The 22,456-nt window shown below is 73.3% G+C and carries 21 protein-coding genes; 11 read left to right on the top strand and 10 right to left on the bottom strand.

Features of this window, described 5'->3' with window-relative positions:
* The first annotated feature begins 25 nt into the window (after positions 1 to 25).
* Positions 26 to 1,522 carry a carboxyl transferase domain-containing protein gene (locus tag ACZ5L9_RS07710; protein ID WP_464535820.1) on the top strand — a complete coding sequence of 499 codons (1,497 nt, stop codon included), beginning with the start codon at positions 26 to 28 and terminating at the stop codon, positions 1,520 to 1,522.
* A gap of 19 nt (positions 1,523 to 1,541) precedes the next feature.
* Here ACZ5L9_RS07710 and ACZ5L9_RS07705 read toward each other — a convergent pair whose 3' ends face one another.
* The 3 genes from ACZ5L9_RS07705 to pdhA are packed head-to-tail and all read right to left on the bottom strand — an operon-like array spanning position 1,542 to position 4,893.
* Positions 1,542 to 2,807 carry a dihydrolipoamide acetyltransferase family protein gene (locus tag ACZ5L9_RS07705; protein WP_464535818.1) on the bottom strand — a complete coding sequence of 422 codons (1,266 nt, stop codon included), beginning with the start codon at positions 2,805 to 2,807 and terminating at the stop codon, positions 1,542 to 1,544.
* Positions 2,801 to 3,778, bottom strand: a complete 978-nt coding sequence (locus ACZ5L9_RS07700; protein ID WP_464535816.1) for an alpha-ketoacid dehydrogenase subunit beta — start codon at positions 3,776 to 3,778, stop codon at positions 2,801 to 2,803. Before ACZ5L9_RS07700 ends, ACZ5L9_RS07705 begins: the two co-directional genes overlap by 7 nt.
* Positions 3,775 to 4,893, bottom strand: a complete 1,119-nt coding sequence (gene pdhA / locus ACZ5L9_RS07695; RefSeq protein ID WP_464535814.1) for a pyruvate dehydrogenase (acetyl-transferring) E1 component subunit alpha — start codon at positions 4,891 to 4,893, stop codon at positions 3,775 to 3,777. Before pdhA ends, ACZ5L9_RS07700 begins: the two co-directional genes overlap by 4 nt.
* A 222-nt stretch (positions 4,894 to 5,115) precedes the next feature.
* Between pdhA and ACZ5L9_RS07690 the strand changes: the two genes are divergently transcribed.
* Positions 5,116 to 6,102, top strand: coding sequence for a family 43 glycosylhydrolase (locus tag ACZ5L9_RS07690; protein ID WP_464535810.1), 987 nt, complete (start codon positions 5,116 to 5,118; stop codon positions 6,100 to 6,102).
* Here ACZ5L9_RS07690 and ACZ5L9_RS07685 read toward each other — a convergent pair whose 3' ends face one another.
* Genes ACZ5L9_RS07685 through ACZ5L9_RS07670 form a run of 4 tightly spaced genes read right to left on the bottom strand, consistent with a single transcriptional unit; the run spans position 6,103 to position 8,420 of the window.
* Positions 6,103 to 6,813, bottom strand: a complete 711-nt coding sequence (locus ACZ5L9_RS07685) for a hypothetical protein (RefSeq protein ID WP_464535808.1) — start codon at positions 6,811 to 6,813, stop codon at positions 6,103 to 6,105.
* Between the two features lie 7 nt (positions 6,814 to 6,820).
* Positions 6,821 to 7,771, bottom strand: a complete 951-nt coding sequence (locus tag ACZ5L9_RS07680) for an EsaB/YukD family protein (protein ID WP_464535806.1) — start codon at positions 7,769 to 7,771, stop codon at positions 6,821 to 6,823.
* Positions 7,764 to 8,063 (bottom strand): WXG100 family type VII secretion target, encoded by a 300-nt coding sequence (locus ACZ5L9_RS07675; RefSeq protein WP_464535804.1) that lies wholly within the window; start codon positions 8,061 to 8,063, stop codon positions 7,764 to 7,766. The genes ACZ5L9_RS07680 and ACZ5L9_RS07675 overlap by 8 nt, the downstream gene beginning before the upstream one ends.
* Before the next feature lie 27 nt (positions 8,064 to 8,090).
* Complete coding sequence (locus tag ACZ5L9_RS07670; protein ID WP_464535802.1) at positions 8,091 to 8,420, bottom strand: WXG100 family type VII secretion target; 330 nt, start codon at positions 8,418 to 8,420, stop codon at positions 8,091 to 8,093.
* Between the two features lie 177 nt (positions 8,421 to 8,597).
* On the opposite strand from ACZ5L9_RS07670, the gene eccCa reads away from it, so the two are divergent.
* From eccCa to ACZ5L9_RS07650, 4 genes are all read left to right on the top strand, one after another.
* A complete protein-coding gene (eccCa, locus tag ACZ5L9_RS07665; protein WP_464535800.1) occupies positions 8,598 to 12,233 on the top strand; it encodes a type VII secretion protein EccCa in 3,636 nt (1,211 codons plus the stop codon).
* A gap of 106 nt (positions 12,234 to 12,339) precedes the next feature.
* Positions 12,340 to 12,516 (top strand): hypothetical protein, encoded by a 177-nt coding sequence (locus ACZ5L9_RS07660; protein WP_464535797.1) that lies wholly within the window; start codon positions 12,340 to 12,342, stop codon positions 12,514 to 12,516.
* A gap of 219 nt (positions 12,517 to 12,735) precedes the next feature.
* Positions 12,736 to 13,059 (top strand): type II toxin-antitoxin system VapB family antitoxin, encoded by a 324-nt coding sequence (locus ACZ5L9_RS07655; RefSeq protein WP_464535794.1) that lies wholly within the window; start codon positions 12,736 to 12,738, stop codon positions 13,057 to 13,059.
* A complete protein-coding gene (locus tag ACZ5L9_RS07650) occupies positions 13,060 to 13,563 on the top strand; it encodes a LytR C-terminal domain-containing protein (protein WP_464535791.1) in 504 nt (167 codons plus the stop codon).
* A gap of 18 nt (positions 13,564 to 13,581) precedes the next feature.
* Here the strand turns inward: ACZ5L9_RS07650 and ACZ5L9_RS07645 are convergent, their stop codons facing one another.
* Positions 13,582 to 15,072 (bottom strand): potassium/proton antiporter, encoded by a 1,491-nt coding sequence (locus ACZ5L9_RS07645; RefSeq protein WP_464535789.1) that lies wholly within the window; start codon positions 15,070 to 15,072, stop codon positions 13,582 to 13,584.
* 82 nt (positions 15,073 to 15,154) lie between these two features.
* On the opposite strand from ACZ5L9_RS07645, the gene ACZ5L9_RS07640 reads away from it, so the two are divergent.
* The 4 genes from ACZ5L9_RS07640 to ACZ5L9_RS07625 all read left to right on the top strand — a co-directional run bounded on the left by ACZ5L9_RS07640 (position 15,155) and on the right by ACZ5L9_RS07625 (position 19,709).
* The gene (locus ACZ5L9_RS07640; RefSeq protein WP_464535787.1) at positions 15,155 to 16,339 is read left to right on the top strand and encodes an aminotransferase class I/II-fold pyridoxal phosphate-dependent enzyme; all 1,185 of its coding nucleotides are present in this window, start codon (positions 15,155 to 15,157) and stop codon (positions 16,337 to 16,339) included.
* Positions 16,340 to 16,540: 201 nt separating this feature from the next.
* Positions 16,541 to 16,843 (top strand): putative T7SS-secreted protein, encoded by a 303-nt coding sequence (locus tag ACZ5L9_RS07635; RefSeq protein ID WP_464535785.1) that lies wholly within the window; start codon positions 16,541 to 16,543, stop codon positions 16,841 to 16,843.
* The gene (locus ACZ5L9_RS07630) at positions 16,840 to 18,093 is read left to right on the top strand and encodes a lipase family protein (protein WP_464535783.1); all 1,254 of its coding nucleotides are present in this window, start codon (positions 16,840 to 16,842) and stop codon (positions 18,091 to 18,093) included. The genes ACZ5L9_RS07635 and ACZ5L9_RS07630 overlap by 4 nt, the downstream gene beginning before the upstream one ends.
* A gap of 116 nt (positions 18,094 to 18,209) precedes the next feature.
* Positions 18,210 to 19,709 (top strand): ArnT family glycosyltransferase, encoded by a 1,500-nt coding sequence (locus ACZ5L9_RS07625; RefSeq protein WP_464535779.1) that lies wholly within the window; start codon positions 18,210 to 18,212, stop codon positions 19,707 to 19,709.
* Here ACZ5L9_RS07625 and ACZ5L9_RS07620 read toward each other — a convergent pair.
* Positions 19,693 to 21,102 (bottom strand): vWA domain-containing protein, encoded by a 1,410-nt coding sequence (locus tag ACZ5L9_RS07620; RefSeq protein ID WP_464535777.1) that lies wholly within the window; start codon positions 21,100 to 21,102, stop codon positions 19,693 to 19,695. The genes ACZ5L9_RS07625 and ACZ5L9_RS07620 overlap by 17 nt on opposite strands.
* A 13-nt stretch (positions 21,103 to 21,115) precedes the next feature.
* Positions 21,116 to 22,030 (bottom strand): AAA family ATPase, encoded by a 915-nt coding sequence (locus ACZ5L9_RS07615; RefSeq protein WP_464535775.1) that lies wholly within the window; start codon positions 22,028 to 22,030, stop codon positions 21,116 to 21,118.
* Positions 22,031 to 22,054: 24 nt separating this feature from the next.
* On the opposite strand from ACZ5L9_RS07615, the gene ACZ5L9_RS07610 reads away from it, so the two are divergent.
* Positions 22,055 to 22,432, top strand: a complete 378-nt coding sequence (locus ACZ5L9_RS07610) for a hypothetical protein (protein WP_464535772.1) — start codon at positions 22,055 to 22,057, stop codon at positions 22,430 to 22,432.
* Positions 22,433 to 22,456: the final 24 nt, after the last annotated feature.

Below are 22,456 nucleotides of genomic sequence, written 5' to 3'. Positions count from 1 at the left end.
TCGTCGGTAATTTAGTCTGGCGGTCATGGGCAAGCGACCGAGCGCCACCGAGCTGATCGACCTGGTCCTCGACGACGGCTCGTGGGAGTCGTGGGACGTCGCCCCCGTCTACGGGGAGATCTCCGCGGGGTATCGGGCGGACCTCGCCTCGGCGCGCGAGCGGTCGGGAGCCGACGAGGCCGTGATCACCGGCGCGGGCACGATGCACGGGCGACGCGTCGCCGTCGTCGCCTCGGAGTTCCGGTTCCTGGCCGGGTCGATCGGGCGAGCGACCGCCGAACGGCTGATCGCGGCGATCCAGCGGGCCACGTCCGAGGGGCTTCCCCTGCTGGCGGCGCCAGCGTCGGGCGGCACCCGGATGCAGGAGGGCACGCCCGCGTTCGTGCAGATGGTGCGGATCGGCGAGGCGGTCGCGGCCCACCGCGCCGCCGGCCTGCCCTACCTGGTCTACCTGCGCCACCCCACCACCGGCGGGGTGATGGCCTCCTGGGGATCGCTCGGTCACGTGACCGTCGCCGAGCCGGGCGCGCTGCTCGGCTTCCTCGGCCCGAGGGTCTACGAGGTGCTGCAGGGCCGGCCCTTCCCCGACGGCGTTCAGAACGCGGAGAACCTCTACGCCCACGGGATCGTCGACGGGGTCGTGCCGCCGGAGGAGATCGCGCACCTGCTCGACCGCGCCCTCACGATCCTGACCTCGCGCCCCACGGCCGCGTCCGCCGAGCTTGTCGAGGCGCCCCGCTCGATCGACACCTCGACACGCTCGGCGGACGAGGGCGGCACCTGGGACGCGATCACCCGCTCCCGTCGCGCCGACCGCCCGGGTGTACGCGCACTGCTGCGGCTGGCCGCGACCGACGTCGTACCGCTCAACGGGACCGGTCAGGGCGAGCGCGACCCGGGCGTGATGACGGCGCTGGCGCGCTTCGGCGACGCGCCGTGCCTGGTGCTGGCACAGGACCGGCGCGAGCAGGCGGTGCAGCCGTTCGGGCCCGAGGGCCTGCGGGAGGCGCAGCGCGGCCTGCGGCTGGCGGCCGAGCTCGGGCTGCCGGTGCTCACCGTCATCGACACCCGCGGCGCGGCGCTGTCGCCGGAGGCCGAGAACGGCGGGCTGGCCGGCGAGATCGCGCGCTGCCTCGCGGCGCTGGTGACGGTGCGCGCCCCGACGCTGTGCCTGATGCTCGGGGAGGGCAACGGCGGCGGTGCACTGGCCTTCCTGCCGGCGGACCGCGTGATCGCGGCTCAGCACGCCTGGCTCTCCCCGCTCCCGCCCGAGGGCGCGTCGGCGATCGTGTACGGCGATGCGACGCACGCGGCCGAGATGGCGGCCAGGCAGCGGGTGCTGGCCGCAGAGCTGGCCGACCTCGGCGTGGTGGACCGGATCGTCCCGGAGCACCCGGACGCGGCCGACGAGCCCGAGGAGTTCTGTCGCCGGGTCGGGGCGGTGCTGCAGGAGGAGCTGACCGGGCTGCTCGCCGCGGGGCCCGGAGCGGCCGAGGCCCGCGCGGCGCGGTACGCCTTCTGAGCGGCTTCTGAGCGGCGGGCTAGAGCTGACCCGCCACGTCGGCGAGGAAGGCGGAGCCGGCCGCCCCGTCGATGTGGCGGTGATCGAAGCTGAGGCTCAGCGTGCAGACATCGCGTACGGCGAGCCGGTCCTCACCGTCGGCGGAGACCACCCACGGCCGCTTGGTGATCGCGCCGAAGCAGAGGATCGCGGACTCACCGGGGTTGATGATCGGGGTGCCGCCCTCCATCCCGAACGGGCCGACGTTGGTGATGGTGAAGGTGCCACCCTGCTGCTCGGCCGGCTGGGTGCGCCCGTCACGGGCGACGCCGACGAGATCGGTGATCGCCTGGCCGAGCGCCGGGGTGTTCAGCAGGTCGGCGTCCTTGATGTTCGGCACGATGAGGCCACGCGGCGTGGCGGCGGCGATGCCGAGGTTGACGTAGTGCCGCAGCACCACCTCCTGGGCGGCGTCGTCCCACAGCGCGTTGAGCAGCGGATGGCGGTGCAGGGCCGCGACGCAGGCCTGGGCGAGCACCAGCAGCGGGCTGACCTTGACGCCGTCGTAGGCCGGGTCCTGCTTGAGCGCCTCCACGCGCCGCACCGTGGCAGTCACGTCGACGGTGGTCCACACGGTGACGTGCGGGACGGTGAAGGCGCTGGCCGTCATCGCCTGGCCCATCATCTTCCGCACGCCCTTGATCGGCTCGCGGGTCGTCCGGCCGGTGAGGACCGGCGACGGGACGTCGTACGAGCGGTGCCCAGCTGCGGAGGGCGACGCATGACGTCCGACGTCGGCGGTGGTGATCACGCCGTCCGTACGGGCCGGGGCGACCGTGCCGAGGTCGATCCCCCGCTCGCGCGCGGCGGCCCGGGCGGTCGGCTTCGCGAGCACGCGCGTGCTCGTTCGCGGACGCCGACTCACCGCAGCCTGCTTCGGGCCGGAGCCGACCAGCGTGAGTGGCTGCTCGGCGGTGGTCTCGACCTCCGAGCGCTCGACCACCGAACGCTCGGCCTCCGGGGCGGTGGTCTCGACACGCTCGGCCTCCGAGGGCTCCACCTGTGGGACCTCCGAGCCGACGCGGATGATCGGCGTGCCGACCTCGACGGTCTCCCCCTCCGACACCAGCAGCGCCTGCACGACGCCCGCGAACGGGGAGGGCAGCTCGACGACCGACTTCGCGGTCTCGATGTCGCAGACGACGTCGTTGACCTTGATCTCGTCGCCGACCTTCACATGCCAGCTGACGAGCTCGGCCTCGGTCAGCCCCTCGCCCACGTCGGGGAGCTTGAACTCGTTCACCACGCCGTGCTCCGGTCCACGGCGTCGAGCAGCTTGTCGAGATCGGGGAGGAAGTGCTCCTCGGCCCGCGCCGGCGGATAGGGGGTGTCGAAGCCACCGACGCGCAGCACCGGCGCCTCGAGCGAGTGGAAGCACTCCTCGGTGATCCGCGCGGCCACCTCGGCGCCGACGCCGAAGGAGAGGTGCGCCTCGTGGACGACGATCGCGCGACCCGTACGGCGTACCGACTCATAGACCGGCGCGAGATCGAGCGGCGAGAGCGTGCGCAGGTCGATCACCTCGAGCGATCGGCCCCCGGGTGTCGCCGCCTCGGCGTCCGCGGCGGCCAACGCGGTCTTCACCGTCGGCCCGTAGGCCAGCACGGTGACGTCGTTGCCCTGGCGCGCGATGCGCGAGGACCAGAGCGGGAGTGGCGGCACGGCGAGGTCCAGCTCGGCCTTGTCGGAGTGGTAGAGCCGCTTCGGCTCGAGGAAGACGACCGGGTCGGGAGAGGCGATCGCCTGCTGGATCATCCAGTAGGCGTCGACCGGGTTGGAGCAGGCCACCACCTTGAGGCCGGGGGTGTGGCAGAACTGCGCCTCCGGCGACTCGCTGTGGTGCTCGACCGCGCCGATGCCGCCCGCGAACGGGATCCGGATGACCATCGGCATGGTCACCCTGCCGCCCGTACGGAAGTGCATCTTGGCGACCTGACTGACGATCTGGTCGTAGGCCGGGTAGACGAACCCGTCGAACTGGATCTCGACCACGGGTCGGTAGCCGCGCAGGGCGAGCCCGACGGCTGAGCCGACGATGCCCGACTCGGCCAGCGGCGTGTCGACGACGCGATCCTCGCCGAAGTCCTTCTGCAGGCCGTCGGTGATCCGGAAGACGCCGCCCAGACGGCCGATGTCCTCACCCAGCAGGACAACCTTGGGGTCGGCCTCCATCGCCTTGCGGAGACCGGCGTTGAGCGCCTTGGCGAGCGTGATCATCGGACTGCTCCTTCCGACTCGACGGCGAACGTGGCGAGGTAGGAGTCGTACGCATCACGCTGCGCGGCGAGCTCCTCGCTGATCTCGGCGTTGACCCGGTCGAACAGGTCGTGCGCGCTCGGCTCCGCCATCGCCTTGACTCCGGCGCGGAGCCGCTCGCCGAGCGCGTCGGCCTCGGCGGCCAGCTCGTCGAAGAAGGACTGGTCGGCGAGGCCCTCGGCCCTCAGGTGGGCCTCCACCCGGGTGAGCGGGTCACGCCGGCGCCACTGCTCGACCTCGTCGGCGATCCGGTAGCGGGTCGGGTCGTCGGTGGTGGTGTGGGCGCCCATCCGATAGGTGTACGCCTCGATCAGGGTCGGCCCGCCGCCGTCCCGGGCCCGCTGCAGCGCGGCCTCCGTCACCGCACGCACCGCGAGGACGTCGTTGCCGTCGACCCGGACACCGGGGAAGCCGAAGCCGTCCGCCCGGCGGTACAGCGGGATGCGGGTCTGCCGCTCGAGCGGCTCGGAGATGGCCCACTGGTTGTTCTGGCAGAAGAAGACGACCGGAGCCTGGTAGGAGGCGGCGAAGACGAAGGCCTCGTTGACGTCACCCTGCGAGGTGGCGCCGTCGCCGAAGTGGGCCACGACGGCGGTGTCGCGCGCCGCGTCGCCGGTGCCGATGGCGTGATCGCGCTGGACGCCCAGCGCGTACCCGACGGCGTGCAGCGCCTGCGCGCCGATCACCAGCGTGTACAGCTGGAACCCGGTCTCGATCGGGTCCCAGGAGCCGTAGTCGACGCCCCGGAAGAGGCTGAGGACCTGGAGCGGGTCGATGCCCCGGCACCATGCGACGCCGTGCTCGCGGTAGGTCGGGAAGACGTGGTCCTGGGCGCGGAGCGCGCGGCCCGCGCCGACCTGCGCGGCCTCCTGGCCGGCGAGCGGCGCCCACAGGCCGAGCTCGCCGTGGCGCTGCAGCGCGGTCGCCTCCAGGTCGAAGCGCCGGACCAGGGCCATGTCGCGGTAGAGCGACCGGATCTGGTCGGCTCCTCCGCGGAAGTCGTACTCGGGATGCTCGACGCGCTCACCCGTGGGGGTGAGCAGCTGAACGAAACCATCCTCATCGAACCCAGTCATCCTGCGCTCCTTCGTCCATCGGCTCGCGTGGGATCGCCGCACGGCCGTTGCCGAGGGATCACCGACCACAGCCGCAGGGGTGGCGCGCCTGTGGTCCGGGTCACCCGTTGCACCCCAAGGTAGCGCGCCGGAAAGTTACTCGCGAGTGGGCTCGACCTGCCGATAGGACCGCGTCGCATCTTGGTTCTGGAGCAGCAGTTGAAGCATCGGTTCACGGCGGGCATGGCCGTCGTCCTCCTCCTTGGCACTCTCGCCACCCTCACCGCCGGTCCGGCGGACGCCCGCCATCAGGCCCCGAGGCCGGTCGCGATCCAGGCGATCGCGGATCCGTCCGTCGTCCCGTACGCCGCCGGATTCCTGGCGATCAGCACCGGCGATCGCGCCCCGGGAGCGGTCTCCCCGACCGCGTCGGGTCAGTGGAGGTCGACCGGACCGCTGCTGCACGGGCTGCCGCGCTGGGTCGGGCACGGCTCGATCTGGGCCGCCGACGCGGCGCACGTCGGCCGGCGCTGGGTGATGTACTACTCCGCGCCGGTCCGCCGCCTCGCGCGCAACGCGCGGTGCATCGGCGTCGCGGTCTCCCACGACCCCACCCGCGGCTTCGACGCCAGCGGGCGCAAGCCCCTGGTCTGCCCCGCCGGCGCGCACCGCGCCAAGCGCGCCGACGACCGGCTCCGGGGCCGCTCCCGGCCGCGGGCGGGCGTGATCGACCCGTCGTACTTCCGCCTCGGCTCCAAGGGCTACCTGCTCTACCGGACCCAGCGCACCCCCGCCACCATCCGGATCGTGCGGCTCAACCACGGCGGTCTGCGTGCTGCGCACCGCAGCCACCAGATCCTCCGGACCCGCCAGATCACCGAGAACCCGGTCCTCGTCCGGCACGACCACCGGTTCGTGCTCTTCACCTCCGAGGGCTACTACGGCAGCTGCGCCTACCGGACGTCGTGGCGCTCCTCGCGCTCGCTGCTGCACTTCCCGACCCGCGGCCACCGGCTCCTCAGCGATCGGCAGGCGCGGGTCTGCGGACCCGGCGGTCTCGACGTGGCGGGCCAGATGGTCTTCTTCCACGGCTGGGTGTGCCAGGGCGAGCAGCCCTGCCTGCGCGGCCGCGACCTCGGAGCACGCCGCTACGGCGCCCGTCGCACGATGTACGCCGGACGGCTGCTCTGGCGCCACGGGCGACCGCACGTGCAGGTGCTGCGGGGCTGATCACCTCCTGCCGAGCAGGGTGAGCCACGGGGGTGGGACCCCCTGCTCGGCACGGAGGTCGGGGCTGGCGCTGACGGCGCGCGTCACCTCGCCCGGCGGCGGCGCACTCCAGGCAGCTTCGGGTGGGAGTGTCGCCAGCCGGACGTACGGCGCCGCCCGATCGGTGACCAGCTCCGCGCAGACGAGCGCGGCGAGCGGCTGCAGGGTGGCCGTCGACCAGTGCGCCCGCACCCACGTGTCGGGCGCGAGCGTGCCACCCTCCGGGAAGAGCGTGAGCCATCCGGGCGGGACCCGGACGGCCTGGTCGACCGGCGGCAGCCCCGCGGTGGCGAGAAGCGCGTCGGCCGCGGGTGAAGCAGGCACCCGGTAGCGCGCCGCGTGCTGCCCGGCGTCGGCGGCGACCAGCCATGTCGCGGTGCCGTCGGTGACCACGGCGCCGCGGTCGGCGGTCGCCGCCACGTGCGCGGTGCTCGGGATTGCGAACGCGATGCCGGCCCCGTCGGCGGTGCAGGCGCTCCAGGTGGTCGGCGGACCCGGCGCGAGCATCCCTCTGACGGCGTGGCCCGCCAGGAGCAGCACGGCCAGCACGAGCCCGGCGAGCACGGGAGCGCCGTGCGGGCGGTGTGACTCGCCGGGCTCGGCGACCAGGGCGTCGATCAGACGCCGGCGCTCGTACGCGTCGGTCTCGGCCTGCTCGCTCCGCGTCAGCATCGCAGGCTCAGCGCGGGAGCCGGTCGAGCAGACCGCTCGCCAGCAGCAGGAGCGGCAGCAGCGCGGTCAGCACCAGGGCCTCGACGAGGTCGACCGGCCGCTCCGCACGCGTCCGCCGCAGCCGGTCCACGACCGGGAGCAGGACGGCGAGCAGCACGATCCCGGCCGCGACCCCGCCCCGCCACGCGGGGTGGAAGCGCTGGACGGAGGCGACGGTGGCGCTCAGCCCCGCGATGCCGAGGGTGGCTGCGGCGAGCACCTGTGCCTTCGCGCGGGGTCGGATCAGCCCCAGCAGCACCGCCAGGCAGGCGCTCACGGCGAGACCGATGCCCCACGGTCCGAGGGTGACGGCGAGCGGCGCGACGGCGAGGAGCAGGAGCCCGGCCGCGACGGTCAGGCCGGTCAGGATCCGGTGCGCGCGCCGGGCGTCGACCGCCCCCGAGCCGCTCGTCGCCAGCGCGATCCGCGGGAGGAGCCCGGTGGCCAGGACGGACCCGACGAGGAGCATGGCCAGCGACACCACGACACCACGCTCGACTTCGGGCAGCGCGAGTCCCACCGCGTACCCGCCCAGGCAGCCGCCGGTGGTCGCGCCGATCCCCTGGAGCAGCTCCGCGCTCCCTGCGAGGATCTCCCGCTCGACGGCGTCGGACAGCGCCTCGGAAGCGTCGTCGTACCGCCGTCGCGGGCCGGCATCGACACCGACGGCCACCACCAGGACCGCCCCGTCCACGACGCCCTGGGCGCGGAGCCCGATCGAGGGCGCGAGGCGCCGCCCGTCCACCCCGAGCAGCGCAAAGCCACGGTGGGCGGTCGCCGGCTCGAGCAGTCCGACGCCGCCGGCCACCTCCGGCACCAGCTCGGCCACCGGCACCGCCCCGGGCAGGGCCAGGTCGACCCGGCGGGTGCCCGCGACCACCGTGACCCGGACGAGGGTGACCTCGAGGACGTCAGCCACCGAAGTAGCCCGCGGCCCTGCGGTCGCCGGCCGCGTAGTTGTCGCGCGAGGTGAGCACGCCCGTGCGGGCCTCGGCGATGATCTGCTGCATCTGCCCGATCTGGGCGCTCCACCGGGCGTGGGCCAGGTCAAACGCCTCGCGGGAGCGGCCCTCCCACCCTGCGCCGAAGATCCGGCGCAGGGTGGCGGCGAGCTCGTCCAGGCTGGCCTGCAGCGCCGTGTTGGCCGCGCCCAGGTCGCCCGCCATCTGCTCCAGATCGGCGCCGGCGACGCGGATGGTCCCGTCGGTCATGGTCGTACTCCTCTCGTCGGACGCACGTCAGCCGAGCCGGCCGGCGATCGCGCGGTAGGTGCTGGACTCGGTGGCGTCGACCTGGGTCGTCGTCGTGTGGGTGGCGTCGATCGCCTCGGCGAAGTCGGTCAGGATCGCCACGATCCGCTGCTCGCGGGCCTGCCAGGCCTGGTGGAATCCGAAGAACGCTCCCGCCCCGGCGCCGCGCCAGCTCGCGGCCATCGGCTCGACCTGCGCAGCGAGCTGGCGGGCGATCCGGTCGAGGTCGTCCTTCGCCGCGGCGACCGCGCGGGCCGCCTGCTCGAGGACGCCGGCGCCCTGGTCGATGACGCCGCTCGCTCCCGTGGGACCTGTCATGGCCCCTCCTCTCCTGGCGGCCGTGCCGCCGCTCGGTGCCGGATCCCGATGCGTCCGGACCTCCTGGACCTTCCCGGTGCCGAGGCCCGGAAACGCACCGGGACGAGGCTGTGGATAACCGTCTGTGGATAACTCGCGGCGCCGTTTCGAGCCTCCCGGCGCGGGAAGGGCACCGTCATGAGGACCCTCGCGCTGCAGCCGCCACCGGTGCCGGACCGGGCCGAATCCGGTGGCGTGCTGATGGCCGCGATCCCGATGCTCGGCAGCGTCGGCTCGATCGCGCTGATCGCGACGATGGGCGCGCACGGTGCGCTCACCTATCTCGCCGCGGGGCTGTGCCTAATGGCGAGCCTCGGCTTCGTCGTCGGCCAGGTCCTCGGCCGGCGACGGCAGCGGCGTGCGCGGCTGGACGGCCAGCGCGGCGACTACCTGCGCTACCTCGCCTCGGTCCGCGCCCAGCTCCGTGCGGCCGCGGGCGAGCAGCGCGAGGTGCTGCTGCGGGATCATCCGTCGCCCGCGGCGCTGCCGGCGCTGGCCGCGGAGGGCTCGCGGCTCGGCGAGCGCGGCGCGGGGGACGGCCGGTTCCTCGAGGTGAGGTACGGCCTCCGTACGGGGCCGCTCGACGTCGACCTGGTGCTGCCGGATCCGGGCTCCCCCGGCGGTCGGCCCGATCCGGTGTGCGCCCGGGCGCTCGAGCGACTGGTCGCGGTCCACCGCGAGGTCGAGGACGTTCCGGCCACGATCGATCTGCGCGACCGGCGCCGTCTGCGGCTGGCCGGCGGCGAGGAGGACCGGCGGGGGTCGGCGCGGGCGCTGGTCTGCTCCGCGACAGCTCTCCACCCGCCGTCGGAGCTCGTGGTCGCCGTGCTGACGACGCCGGCCGGTCGTCGGCGCTGGGAGTGGGTGAAGTGGCTGCCACACGCGCTCAGCCCCCGGCTCAGCGACGCCGTCGGTCCGCGCCGGATGGTCGCCACCTCCGCCTCCGACCTCGCGGCGATGCTGCCGCTCGAGGGACAGCACGTCCTGCTGGTCGTGGACGGGGCCGCCCCGCCTCGGGAGGTGGGCGCGAGGCTGACCGTGATCGAGGCGGCGGCCGGGGGCGAGCACGACCTCGACGCCTCGGCTGCCGGAACCGACCGTCTCGACCTGGTCACCGCGGAGGCGTACGCCCGGCGGACGGCGCCGCACCACGCGGCGGCCGTGCGCGGCAGTGGTCCGCGCGACCTGCCGACGCTGCTGGGGCTGGGCGACGTACAGGTGCTGGAGCCGGCCACGTCCTGGCGCCCTCGGTCCGAACGCGACCGGCTGCGGGTGCCGATCGGGACCGACGAGGCCGGCGAGCCGGTCCATCTCGACCTGAAGGAGTCGGCGCAGCAGGGGATGGGTCCGCACGGCCTGGTCGTCGGCGCGACCGGGTCGGGCAAGTCGGAGCTGCTGCGCACGCTGGTGCTCGGCCTGGCGGCGACGCACCCGCCCGATGAGCTCAACCTCGTGCTGATCGACTTCAAGGGCGGCGCGACCTTCGCCGGGCTGGCCGGGCTGCCGCACGTCTCGGCGGTGATCACCAACCTCGCCGACGACCTGTCCCTGGTGGACCGGATGCACGACGCGCTCGCCGGGGAGATGGTCCGACGCCAGGAGCTGCTGCGCGCCGCCGGCAACCTGGGCTCCCTCGCCGACCACGTACGGGCGCGGAGGGCCGATCCCGGGCTGGCCGCGCTGCCGTCGCTCCTCGTCGTGGTCGACGAGTTCTCCGAACTGCTCTCCGCCCGGCCCGACCTGACCGACCTGTTCGTGGCGATCGGTCGGCTGGGCCGCTCCCTCGGCCTACACCTGCTGCTCGCCTCCCAGCGGCTCGAGGAGGGCCGGCTGCGCGGACTCGAGTCGCATCTTTCCTATCGGATCGGGCTGCGCACCTTCTCCGCGCACGAGTCGCGCGCGGTGCTCGGCGTGGCCGACGCCTACGAGCTGCCGCCGGACCCCGGCGTCGGGTACCTCCGCAGCGGCCCGGGCGCGATCGTGCGGTTCCGGTCGGCCTACGTCTCGGGGCCGGCCAGCGCGCCCGCTCCCGTACGGACGCCGGGCGGCGATCGGCGGATCCTGCCGTTCGGGGTCGGCGTCGTCGAGGGCTCCTCGGCGCCGACGGTGATCCGCGACCGGCCCCCTGCCGGGTCGGTGCTGGAGATCGCCGTCGCCCGGCTGACCGGACACGGCACCGCGGCGCACCGGGTCTGGCTCCCGCCGCTGGACCGGTCGCCGCGCCTCGACTCGCTGCTCGGCGACCACGCCGACCTGATGGTGCCCATCGGCCTCGTCGACCGGCCGCGGGAGCAGCGCCGCGACCCGCTCGCCGTCGACCTGCGGGGCGCCACCGGGCACGTCGCCGTGGTCGGCGGCCCGCGGTCGGGCAAGTCGGCACTGCTGCGGACCCTCGTCTCCTCGCTCGCGCTGTCCGTCTCGCCGCTGGCGGCGCAGATCTACGTGATCGACCTCGGCGGTGGGTCGTTCTCGCGCCTCGGGGAGCTCCCCCACGTCGCCGGCGTCGCGACCCGGGGCGAGCCCGACGTCATCCGGCGGATGGTCGCCGAGATCCGCTCGCTCCTCGACCGGCGCGAGCGCGCCGCCGCGGGCCGTGCCGCGCGGGGCAGCGACGTCTTCCTGGTGGTCGACGGCTGGGCGGGTCTGCGCGCCGAGTACGAGGAGATGGAGATCGAGCTCCAGCAGGTGGCCCAGCGCGGTCTCGCGTACGGCGTGCACCTGCTCGCCTCAGCGGCCCGTTGGGCCGACTTCCGGCCCGCGTTGCGTGATCTGCTCGGCACCCGACTGGAGCTGCGGCTGGGCGAGCCCTCCGACTCCGAGGTCGACCGCCGCCTGGCCGCGGCCGTGCCGCAGGGCCGACCGGGTCGCGGCCTCACCCCGGAGGGACGGCACTTCCTCGCCGCTGAGCCCGTCGAGGAGGCGACCCTGATCGCGCGGACCCGGGCCGCATGGCCGGGTGTCGCCGCCCCTCGGCTCCGGCTGCTGCCCGAGCGGATCGACCTCGACGAGCTCCACCTCGCCACCGGCCTCGTCTCCGGCGCGCCGGGCCGACGGCTCCTGATCGGCCTCGACGAGCGCGAGCTCGCCCCGGTCACCCTCGACCCGGACGTCGACCCGCATCTGCTGGTCCTCGGCGAGGGGCGTTCCGGCAAGAGCGCGCTGCTGCGGACCTACGCCCAGGAGGTGATCCGCACCCGGCCGCCCGCGGAGGCCCAGCTGGTCGTGGTCGACTACCGCCGCGCCCTGCTCGGCGAGCTCGCCGACGCCCACGTGCTGCACCACCTGACCTCCTCCGCGCAGGCCGCCCCGGTGCTCGAGGAGCTGGCCGCGTACCTCACCACCAGGCTTCCCGGCCCCGACGTCACCCCGGCGCAACTGCGCGCCAGGTCGTGGTGGCACGGCGCCGAGGTCTTCGTCCTGGTCGACGACTACGACCTGGTCGCGACGACCCAGGGCTCGCCGCTGCTCGCGCTGCAGCCGCTGCTCGCCCAGGCGAGCGACGTCGGCCTCCACCTGGTCCTCGCGCGCCGCACCGGCGGCGCGTCCCGCGCACTCTACGAGCCGGTCGTCCAGACGCTGCGCGAGCTGGCCGCGCCCGGTCTGATCCTGTCCGGCGATCCGGCCGAGGGCCCCCTGCTGGGCACCACCCGGGCCGTCCGCTCGCCGGCCGGCCGGGCCCGGCTCGTCACCCGCGACGAGACCCTCGTGGTCCAGACCGCCTGGATCGATCCAACGGGGCGGCCTACTGTAAGTGATGTAAACCACGCGACTTAGGCTGGCTAGTTCATCAGATCGTTACCTCGCGACAACGTCGCGGCGATCTTGCCGGGCAACGCTTGCCTCTCACGAACCAACCGACACCTCGGAAGGAGGGGCCGACATGGAGAACACCACCCCGATCGAGCCGATCGCCCTGGACCGCACCACCCTGCAGCCGTCCAGCCTTCGCGACCGCCACGCCAGCGCCCTGGCCAAGCTGATGGAGGATCGCAACGACCTTCGCGGCGCGTACGCATTCGCCGACATGGTCGACGACTCACTGCGCTGGTCAGCCTGAGACGCGTCGAGAAGATCTGTTTAGCCATCGCGTCAGTGGGTTACTGACGCCTCAGGCCGGGCCCCGTTACGCACAGGGCCCGGCCTTGTAACGTCCGTACCGTCGAGCACGTAGCCCGGCGCGACGGCCACGACGATCGGATTCGTGGACTCCCCTCGGGTCATCGGCGTGCGTGGAAGCCTGAATCTGCTTCACAGACGATGGCGATAGGGTCGCGGGGTGATCTTCAAGCGCGTCGGCTCGGACCGCCCCTACCCTGATCACGGCTTGACCGCCCGCGAGTGGGCGGCGCTGCCGCCGCGTCAGCTGCGGCTCGACGAGCTGATCACGACCAAGGACACCCTGCAGCTCAGCTCGCTGCTGGACGAGGACTCGACGTTCTACGGCGACCTCTTCGCGCACGTGGTCGAGTGGCACGGCGAGTACTACCTCGAGGACGGCCTGCATCGCGCGCTGCGCGCCGCCCTGCAGCAGCGGCACGTGCTGCACGCGCGCGTCCACACCCTCACCGACGCTGTCGCGACCCCCAGCCAGGAGGCCTGAGTGCTCACCAGTGCCCGTACCGTCCTCTCGCTCGTGGTGCTGGCACTGCTCGTGGTCGTGGTCGGAGGGTGGGGCTGGGCGATGCTCACCGAGCCCTTCCCGCAGAAGGCCGACGCGCCGGTCTGCAGCGACATCGACGTGCACGCCGGCGACCACGTCTTCACCGCCCAGGTGACGGTCAGCGTCCTCAACGCCTCCAAGCGCGAGGGACTCGCGGGCCGCACGATGGCGTCGCTGATCGAGGGCGGCTTCGCGCAGGGGAAGTCCGACAACGCCACCAAGGGCGCCGGCGTCAGCACGGTCCAGATCTGGACCGACACGCCCGACAGCCCCGCCGTACGGCTCGTCGCGGCCTGGCTCCCGGGCGCGAAGGTGGTCCGCAAGACGACGACCGAGCCCGGCGTCGTGGTGGTGGTCGGCGACAAGTTCGGCGGGGCCGGCAACGGGCCGAAGTCGATCACCGCGAAGACCGACGCGACGATCTGCAGCCCGACGCTCACCTGAGGCGCCGGCGGCGCTGGTTCAGATCCCGCCGACCCAGCCCGCCAGCCGCCCGTTCCGGGAGACCTGCCGCAGCCGTCGCTCGGTCCGCTCCCGGAGCGCACGCGGAGCGACGACGAGGATGTCGTCCCCGCGGCGCAGGACGGTACGGGGCTCGGCCGGGATGCTCTCGCCGTCCCGGATCACCAGCGAGACCGAGGCGCCGTGCGGCAGCCGCAGCTCCCCGACCTCGACGCCGTGCAGCCGCGAGCGCTCGGTGATCGTGATCTGCAGCAGGTCGGCCGCGACGCGTTCCAGCACGGCTACCTCGAGCTCGAAGGCACGGGCGTCGCGTGGCTGCACCAGGCCGAGCATCTTGGCGATCCACGGCAGCGTGGGCGCGGTGATGAGCGTGTAGACCACGACCAGCACGAAGACCAGGTCGAAGAGCTGCAGCGCCCCGGGTACGCCGTCGGCCAGCGGGATCGTCATCAGCACGACCGGGACCGCGCCGCGCAGGCCGGCCCAGGAGAGGAACGCGCCGTCCCGGGCGCCGAGCGGCTGCACCACCATCGCGATCAGCACGGCCAGCGGACGGGCGGCGAACGTGAGCACCAGCCCCGCGATCAGGGCCTTGCCCACGATCGACCAGGACAGGGTCTCGGGCGAGAGCAGGAGGCCGAGCATGACGAACAGGCCGATCTGGGCCAGCCACGCGACGCCCTCGGCGAAGCCGCGGGTCACCTGGCGGTGCGGCAGGTCCGCGTTGCCGAGGACGAGCGCGGCGACGTAGATCGCCGCGAAGCCGCTGCCGTGCAGCACCGACGCGCCGGCGTCGGCGAGGAAGCAGAGCGCCAGCACGCTGAGCGAGTAGAGGCCGGAGGAGGGCAGCGAGACGCGCCGCAGGATCCAGGCGCCGCCAGCACCGACCAGCACACCGGCCACCAGGCCGAGAGCCAGTTCCCCGACCACGATCAGCAGCACCACCCACCACGGATGCTCGTGCACGGTGCCCGAGGAGATCAGCGTGACCAGGACGACGGTGGGCGCGTCGTTGAGCCCGGACTCGGCCTCCAGCGCACCGGTCAGCCGCCGCGGAAGCGGCACCACCCTGAGCACCGAGAACACCGCCGCTGCATCCGTCGGCGAGGTCACCGCACCGAGCAGCACCGCGAGCTCCCACGGCAGCCCCAGGAGGTAGTGCGCGCCGAGCGCCATCACGCCGACCGACACGGCGACGCCGATCGTCGCCAGCGAGAGCCCGAGCCGCATCGACGGTCTCAGCACACGCCACGGCGTGGTGACGCCGCCCTCGGCCAGGATCAGCGCGAGCGCGGCGAAGCCGAGCGAGTGCGCCAGCTCGGCGTTGTCGAAGTGGATCCCGAACCCGGACTCGCCGAGGGCGACGCCCATCAGCAGGTAGACCAGCAGCGAGGGCAGCCCCGCGACCGAGGTGAGCCGGACCGCGAGGATCGCGCACAGGGTGACTGCAGAGCCCACGAGCAGGAACAGGTCGAGCTCGTGGATGCTCACGTGTCACCTCGCTCTTCTCAGCTGGGGCGGCGAGGTGCCAGCCTACCGATCGACAGGAGCGCCCGGCCCTTAGTCTCGGCACATGGATTCCCGTCTCGGTGTGGCCCAGCGCGCGAACGTCCCGCCGTTCTACGTGATGGACATGATCGAGGCCGCCGCGCGGCGCCAGCGTGAGCATGGCGACGTGCTCAGCCTGCTCGCCGGGCAGCCGCTCACCGGCGCGCCCGGCGCTGTGACGGCGGAGGCGATCCGGCTGCTGAGCAGCGGCGATCCACTGGGTTACACGCCGGCCACCGGCATCCTCGAGCTGCGCGAGGCGATCGCGGGCCACCACCTCCGTACCCGCGGGATCGCGGTCGATCCCGCGGACGTGGTGGTGACGACCGGCGCCAGCGGCGGCTTCCTGCTGGCGTTCCTGGCCGCCTTCGAGGCGGGTGACCGGGTGGCGATGGCGCGGCCCAACTACCCCTGCTACCGCAACGTGCTGACCGCCCTCGGCTGTGAGGTCGTCGAGCTGGAGAGCGGACCCGAGACGCGCTTCCAGCCGACGCTGGAGCAGCTCGCCGCCGTGCCGGACCTCAAGGGCGTCGTGGTGGCGAGCCCCGCCAACCCGACCGGCACGATCATGCTGCCCGAGGAGCTCGCCACGATCGCGACGTGGTGCGAGGCCCACGGCGTCCAGCTGATCTCCGACGAGATCTACCACGGCATCGAGTACGGCGGGTCTCGACAGGCTCGACCACCGGTCGGGACCACCAGCGCCTGGGAGACCAGCCGCGAGGCGGTCGTCTTCGCCAGCTTCTCGAAGTACTTCTCCATGACCGGCTGGCGGATCGGCTGGATGCTGGTGCCGGCGCGGCTGCGCCGCGCGGTCGACGTGCTGACCGGCAACTTCACCATCTGCCCGCCCGCGCTGGCACAGCACGCGGCGATCGCCGCCTTCAGCGAGGAGTCGTACGCGGAGCTCGACGGCCACGTGGCCCGCTACGCCAGCAACCGCACGCTCCTGCTCGACGGGTTGCGCGGGCTCGGCATCGACAAGATGGCCCCCGCCGATGGCGCGTTCTACGTCTACGCCGACGTCAGCCACCTCACCGACGACACCATGGCCTGGTCGAAGTGGCTGCTGGCCACCCACGGCGTCGCGCTGGCCCCGGGCGCGGACTTCGACACCGAGGCCGGGCACCGGTTCGTCCGGTTCAGCTTCGCCGGCGACGGCATGGACATCGGCCGCGCCCTCGATCGGCTCGCCGGCGCCGTGCGCTGACCGACGGCGCTGCCGCGGAGTACACCGAAGTCGCCCCGCGACATGGAACATGCGCGGGGCACCCCGCCGATCGACCCACTTCGGTGGACTCTCCGGCAGCCACGCCTCTCGGCCGGTTATCCACAGCCCGTGCGGCTGACGTTTCGCGGACTCCTCCCCGGGCAGCGTCCTAGATGGGACGGCACGACCCGAGGAGGAACGATGATCGGAGACCCCGCGGCGATCCGCGCCCTTGCCCGTCCCCTGCGCCACCGCGCCGACGAGATCCGCGATCTGAGCGAGCGGCTGGTGGTGCAGGCGCAGGCCGCCACGTGGGAGGGGCTGGCGGCGGACGCGATGCGCGGCGCCGTACGTCACTCGTCGGGCGGCCTGCGGCGCACGGCCGACCTGCACGACGACGCTGCCGACGCGCTCGAGCGTCATGCCGACCACGTCGCCGCGGTCGCCGCGGCGATCGAGCGGGCGGTGCACGCGCTCAAGCACGCGCTCGGGGCGCTGACGTGAGCCCCGACGTGAGCGCCGACGTGAGCGCCGGCATCACAGGGGCGAGCGGCGGGCCGGTGCTCGCGGCCGAGTACCACGAGCTGGAGCGACTCGCCCGGGTCTACGCACACTCCGGGCTGGGGCTCCTGGAGTGGATGGCCCTTCCGGCGGCGACAGTGGTGGACCCGGACCTGCTCGCCTCCGGAGTGCTCGCGCCGCTCAGCCTCACACAGGTCGAGATGCACCTCGGGCGCGTCCTGCTCGGGCCCGACTCGCTGCCCGCCGCCGCGGCGTCGTGGGCGGAGCTGTCGCTCGGCGTGATCTCGGCGCGCCTGGCCATCGAGGAGGTCGACCGCGGCGAGGTGCAGCGGCTGTGGACCGACACCAGGCAGGTGCTCCTGCTCGCCGCGCCGGGCGATGACCCGCTGGATCGGGCGACGCTCGGGATCGGGGGTGGCGTCGGCCTGCTGACCGCGGCGACCGGGCCGCGCTCCCTCGGCTCCGCGGCCGCGTGGGCGTCGCGTCACCTCGAGGCCTCGGAGACATCGGTCGCCACGCAGGCGGTGGCCCCCACCTACGGCCCGGCGGCTGCTCCACACGACGTCGCCGACCTGGTCCGTCACCTCCACGTCGTCGCCGACGCGGCCGACGGGACCGTCGAGGTGCAGACCCTGACGGCCGTCGACGGCAGCGTGCGCCACGTCGTCTACCTGCCCGGCACCGACGACATGAACCCGCTCAGCCATGACTCCCAGGTCCGTGACATGACGGAGAACGTCCGGCTGATCGGCGCTCAGCCGACGGCCTACGGCACGGGTGTGCTGACGGCGATGACGCAGGCGGGCGTACGCCCCGGCGACCCGGTCCTGCTGGTCGGACACAGCCAGGGCGGGATGCAGGCTGTGGCCCTGGCCGCCCACGGCACGCCGTACGACGTGACCGACGTGGTCACCCTCGGCAGCCCGACCGCGCAGATCGCGCACTACCCGGCAGGCCTGCAGGTGCTCTCGCTCGAGCACACCGGCGACGTCGTGCCCGCGCTCGCCGGCGCCGCGCCCGCGGGCGGCCCCGACCAGATCACCGTCCGCTTCGACGACGGCCAGGACGGGCTCGTCGAGAACCACTCCTACGGCCACTACGCCGCCGGCGCCGCGATGGTCGACGGATCGTCCGACCCCACGGTCCGCGCCGGCGTCGCCGGCCTCGGCAACTTCCTCGCGCCCGGACAGCACACGTCCTCGCAGGCCTTCCAGATCACCCGGACGCGGTGAGGGGGTCCGACCTTCCTGACTGACGGCACGAGGTCACCTGATCATCACCTCCCGGTTCCTCGTACGGACGCCGTCGCGGTGTCATCCTTCCCAGCGTGCGTCGTGTCGTTCTTCCCGTGGTCGCCCCTCTTGTCGGCGTGGTGGCGCTCGCCGTCAGGCTGGTGCCGCTGCTCGCGGGTCCGGGGCTGCTCAGCTGGGACCGCTACGACGACGGCGTCTACTACACCGCAGCGGCCTCGCTGCTCGACGGCCGGCTGCCCTACCGCGACTTCGTGCTGCTCCACCCGCCGCTGATCATGCTGGCGCTGACCCCCTTCGCGCTGCTCGGACGGCTGACCAGCGACCCGGTCGGCCTGGTCACCGCGCGGATCGTGTGGATGCTGCTCGGCACCGCCATCGCGGTGCTGGCCGCCCGGTTCGCCGGCCGTTGGGGCACCCTCCCGGCGCTGACGGCCGGCCTGTGGGTGGCCTGCTCGACGGCGAGCATGTACGCCTCACAGACCACCTACATCGAGCCGGTCGCGGACCTCGCCCTGCTCGGGGCGATCGTGCTGCTGAGCTGCGACCGCGAGCGGCCTCGCCACGAGCTTGTCGCCGGGCTCCTGCTCGGCATCGCGCTCACCGGCAAGATCTGGTACGTCGTCCCGGTCGGCACGATCCTGGTGGTGATGCTGCTGCACGGCCGGTGGCGCAGCGTGCTGCGGGCCGGCGTCGTGGCCGGGGTGGTCGCGGCCGCGATCCTGCTGCCGTTCTTCCTCCACGCCCCGCACGAGATGTGGCACATGGTGGTGTACGACCAGATCACCCGCCCGACCGTCGGCCAGTCGACGCCGCTGGACCGGCTGGGCGTGGCGGTCGCCGGGCGCTACCTCGGGCTCTCCACCACCGTCGGCTCCGTCGTGGCGGCGGTCGCGACCGCCGTCGCGCTGGTCGGTGCGCTGGCGTGCCTGCGCTGGGAGCGGCAGGCTCGGATCGCGGCAGCGGTCGCGATCGCCAACGTCGCCCTGCTGGTCAACACCCCGACCGGCTTCCACTACTACGGCTCGTTGAGCGCGGCGCCGGTCGGCATCGCCGTCGCCGTCGGCTGGGCGACCCTCGGGCCGCGCCTGCTGCGTGCCCGTCCTCTCCGCGTCGGGCTGGCGGCCGTCGCGATCGCCACGCTCGGCGTCGGTGGCGTCCTGGCCGCCACCCGGCCGATGGGCCCGACGTACCCGACGAGCTCGCTGCGCGCCGTGCTGCCTCCGGGCTGCATCACCACCGACAGCCCCGGGATCCTGGCCATCGTGGACCGGCTCAGCAGCAATCTGCGCGCCGGGTGCCCGGTCGCTGTCGACGTCACCGGCGCGAGCCGGGGCACCTCGGAGCGCAACCGGCACGACAACCTGTCCTACATCGACTGGCTCGGGCAGTACCTCGCCTCCGGATCCGCGACGATCCTGCAGCGTCCCGTCGCGGACGGCTTCTACGGTCCCGAGCTGCGCCACCTCGGGGAGCGGGTCTACGAGGACGACCGGATCACGGTGATCATCCCGACCCACGCCGAGCAGCCGGGCGGTCCGGCAGCGCTCCCGTCCCAGATGGAGCCCCGCCGCAAGGGAGCTAGGCGAGGTCCTTGATGAACGCCTGCAGCTGGACCAGGTTGCGGCACTCGGCCATCGGCACCAGCGCGGCGTAGCGCGAGGCGACCGAGTCGCCGGTGTCCCACTGCCGGCGCGCCTCGGGGTTGAGCCACCACTGGTGCCGGCTGCGCCCGACCATCTCGTGCAGCGCCGGCATCGCGAGGTCGGCGTAGTTGGAGCGTGCGTCGCCGAGGATCAGCACCGAGCTCTTCGGAGTGAGGGCGTCGCTGTGCAGCTCGACGAAGCGGCTGAAGGCCCGGCCGTAGTTGGTCCGTCCCATCCGGGCCGCGTGCGCCGAGGACTCGACCAGCCCGGTCATCACGTCCACCAGGTCCGCGCCCGGACGGAACTGGTCGGTGACCTCGACGATGTCGTCGACGAAGGTGAAGGCCCGGACCTTGGTGAAGACCTCGCGCAGCGCGAACACCAGCATCAGGGTGAAGGTGGCGAAGTTGGCGACCGAGCCGCTGACGTCGCACAGCACCACCAGCTCGCTGCGGTGCGGGCGCCGCGGCCGGTGGTGCGTCGTGATCGGGACGCCGCCGGACGCCATCGAGGCGCGGACCGTACGCCGGAAGTCGAGTGGTCCGCGGCGTCGGGACCGCTGCTCGCGCGCCAGCCGGGTCGCGAGCCGGCGGGCGAGCGGGTAGAGCTCGCGACGCAGCTCCTCGACGTCCGCACGGCGCATGTGCAGGAAGTCGAGCCGGTCGATCGTCGGCCGTACGGTCACCTGCGCGATGTGCTGCGGCCCCTTCTCCTCCGCGATCCGGCGGCGGGCGTCCGCCTCGACCATCGCGACGTACGAGCCGGTCCGGCGCCCGGCGACCCGCTCAGCCTCCTCGTCGGTCCAGCCGCGGTTGCGGAGTGCGTCGATGAGGCGGGAGGTGATCTCGTCGGTGGAGAGCCGACGCAGCGCGGTGTAGGACGACCACGACGAGAGCCCCGGCCCACGACCGGGCATCGACCCGAACCGTCCGACCGCCTCGGCCGCCAACTCCCGCAGCCGGTCCACGTCGTCGGCGGCGAGCGCCTCGAGGATCGACTCCTGCAGCTGGGCCAGTGCCTCGGCGTTGTCGAGCGATGTTGGCGTCTCGACAGGCTCGACGTCCGGGGAGGTCAAGGCGTCGGAGGTCGAGCTTGTCGAGACCCCCGCCGAGACTCCGTCGCCGACCAGCCGCGGGAAGTAGAGCTCGAAGAGCTGGTCGAAGGTCGAGCGCTGACCCTGCCGTTTCACCACCGTGGCGGCGTACACGTCGCGCACGGTCGTCCGCGAGGACCAGCCGACCGCGCCGAGCGCGGTGACGGCGTCGAGGTCCTCCGAGAGCGACACCGGCAGCCCCGCGCCCCGAAGGGCCTCGAGGAAGGCGATGTGGCGGTCGAGCAGGCTCATCGGAGCGGGCCGGTCAGCGGAACGGGTGGGTCGAGGTCGTGGTGCGGCCGAGGAACGAGGCGTCTCGCAGGGCGCGGCGCGCCCGCTCCTGGTCGGAGACGTGCTTGAGCACCACCCCGAGCGTCGCGTCGATGGTCGCCGCGTCCAGGGTTCCGGCCTGCAGGGCGATCAGGGTGCGCGCCCAGTCGACTGACTCCGCGATCGAGGGGGCCTTCTTCAGCTCGAGCTCGCGCAGCCGGGCGACCACGTCGACCAGCTGCGCCACGACGCCCTCGTCAAGATCGGGTACGTGCCGGGTGACGATCTCCCGCTCGCGCGCGGCCGCGGGATAGTCGAGGTGCAGGTAGAGACAGCGACGCTTGACCGCCTCGGACAGCTCCCGGGCCGCGTTGGAGGTGAGGACCACGAACGGACGCCGTACGGCCTCGATCGTGCCGAGCTCGGGGATCGTGACCTGGAAGTCGGAGAGCACCTCCAGCAGGAGGCCCTCGACCTCGACGTCGGTCTTGTCCACCTCGTCGATCAGCAGCACCGTCGGCTGCTCGCGCCGGATCGCCGTCAGCAGCGGGCGCGCGAGCAGGAACTCCTCCCCGAAGATCTCGTCGTGAGCCTCCGCCCAGCTCTGCGACCCGGTGCCCTCGACGCCGGCTGCCTGGATCCGGAGCAGCTGCTTCTTGTAGTTCCATTCGTAGAGGGCACGGGCCTCGTCCAGCCCCTCGTAGCACTGCAGCCGGACCAGCTCGGCGTCCGTCGCCCGGGCGACGGCCTTGGCCAGCTCGGTCTTGCCGACGCCGGCCGGTCCCTCGATCAGCACCGGCTTCTCCAGCGCTCCGGCGAGGAAGGCGACCGTCGCGGTCGCCTCGTCGGCGAGGTACCCGGTGGCGCCGAGCCGGGCCAGGGCGTCGGCGGGCGAGGTGAACCAGCTCATGCAGGCATCCTGCCCTACGAGGCCATGACGTCCCGGGCGAAGCGTCGTTGGTCCACCGTGCCTCCGTACCGCCAGCTTCTCGGGAGCGTCACGGGCCTGGCACTGACGGCCCTCGTCGTCATCCCGGTGACCAGGGCGGTGGTGAGCTCGGCCGACGGAGACACGCCGCACGGCTCGGTGACCGCCGCGATCGCCCGCAACATCACCGTCCCCGCGGCGCAGGTCTCGCAGCGCTGCCACGGCGACGACGGAGCACTCATCCGTACGCACGGCCGGATCCGCCACGTCAGCCTCGCCCGCGGCCTGCGGACCTACCAGCACAAGGCCCCGGGCACGTTCATCGCCCTGTGCGGCACCGCCCCGGCCACGACCTCGCAGGGCGCGACACCTCAGGGTTCGTGAGTCCCCATCTCAGGCGTGACTCAG

The sequence above is a fragment of the Nocardioides sp. JCM 18998 genome, from assembly GCF_055391535.1.
This window is presented reverse-complemented; position numbering and strand designations above follow the sequence as displayed.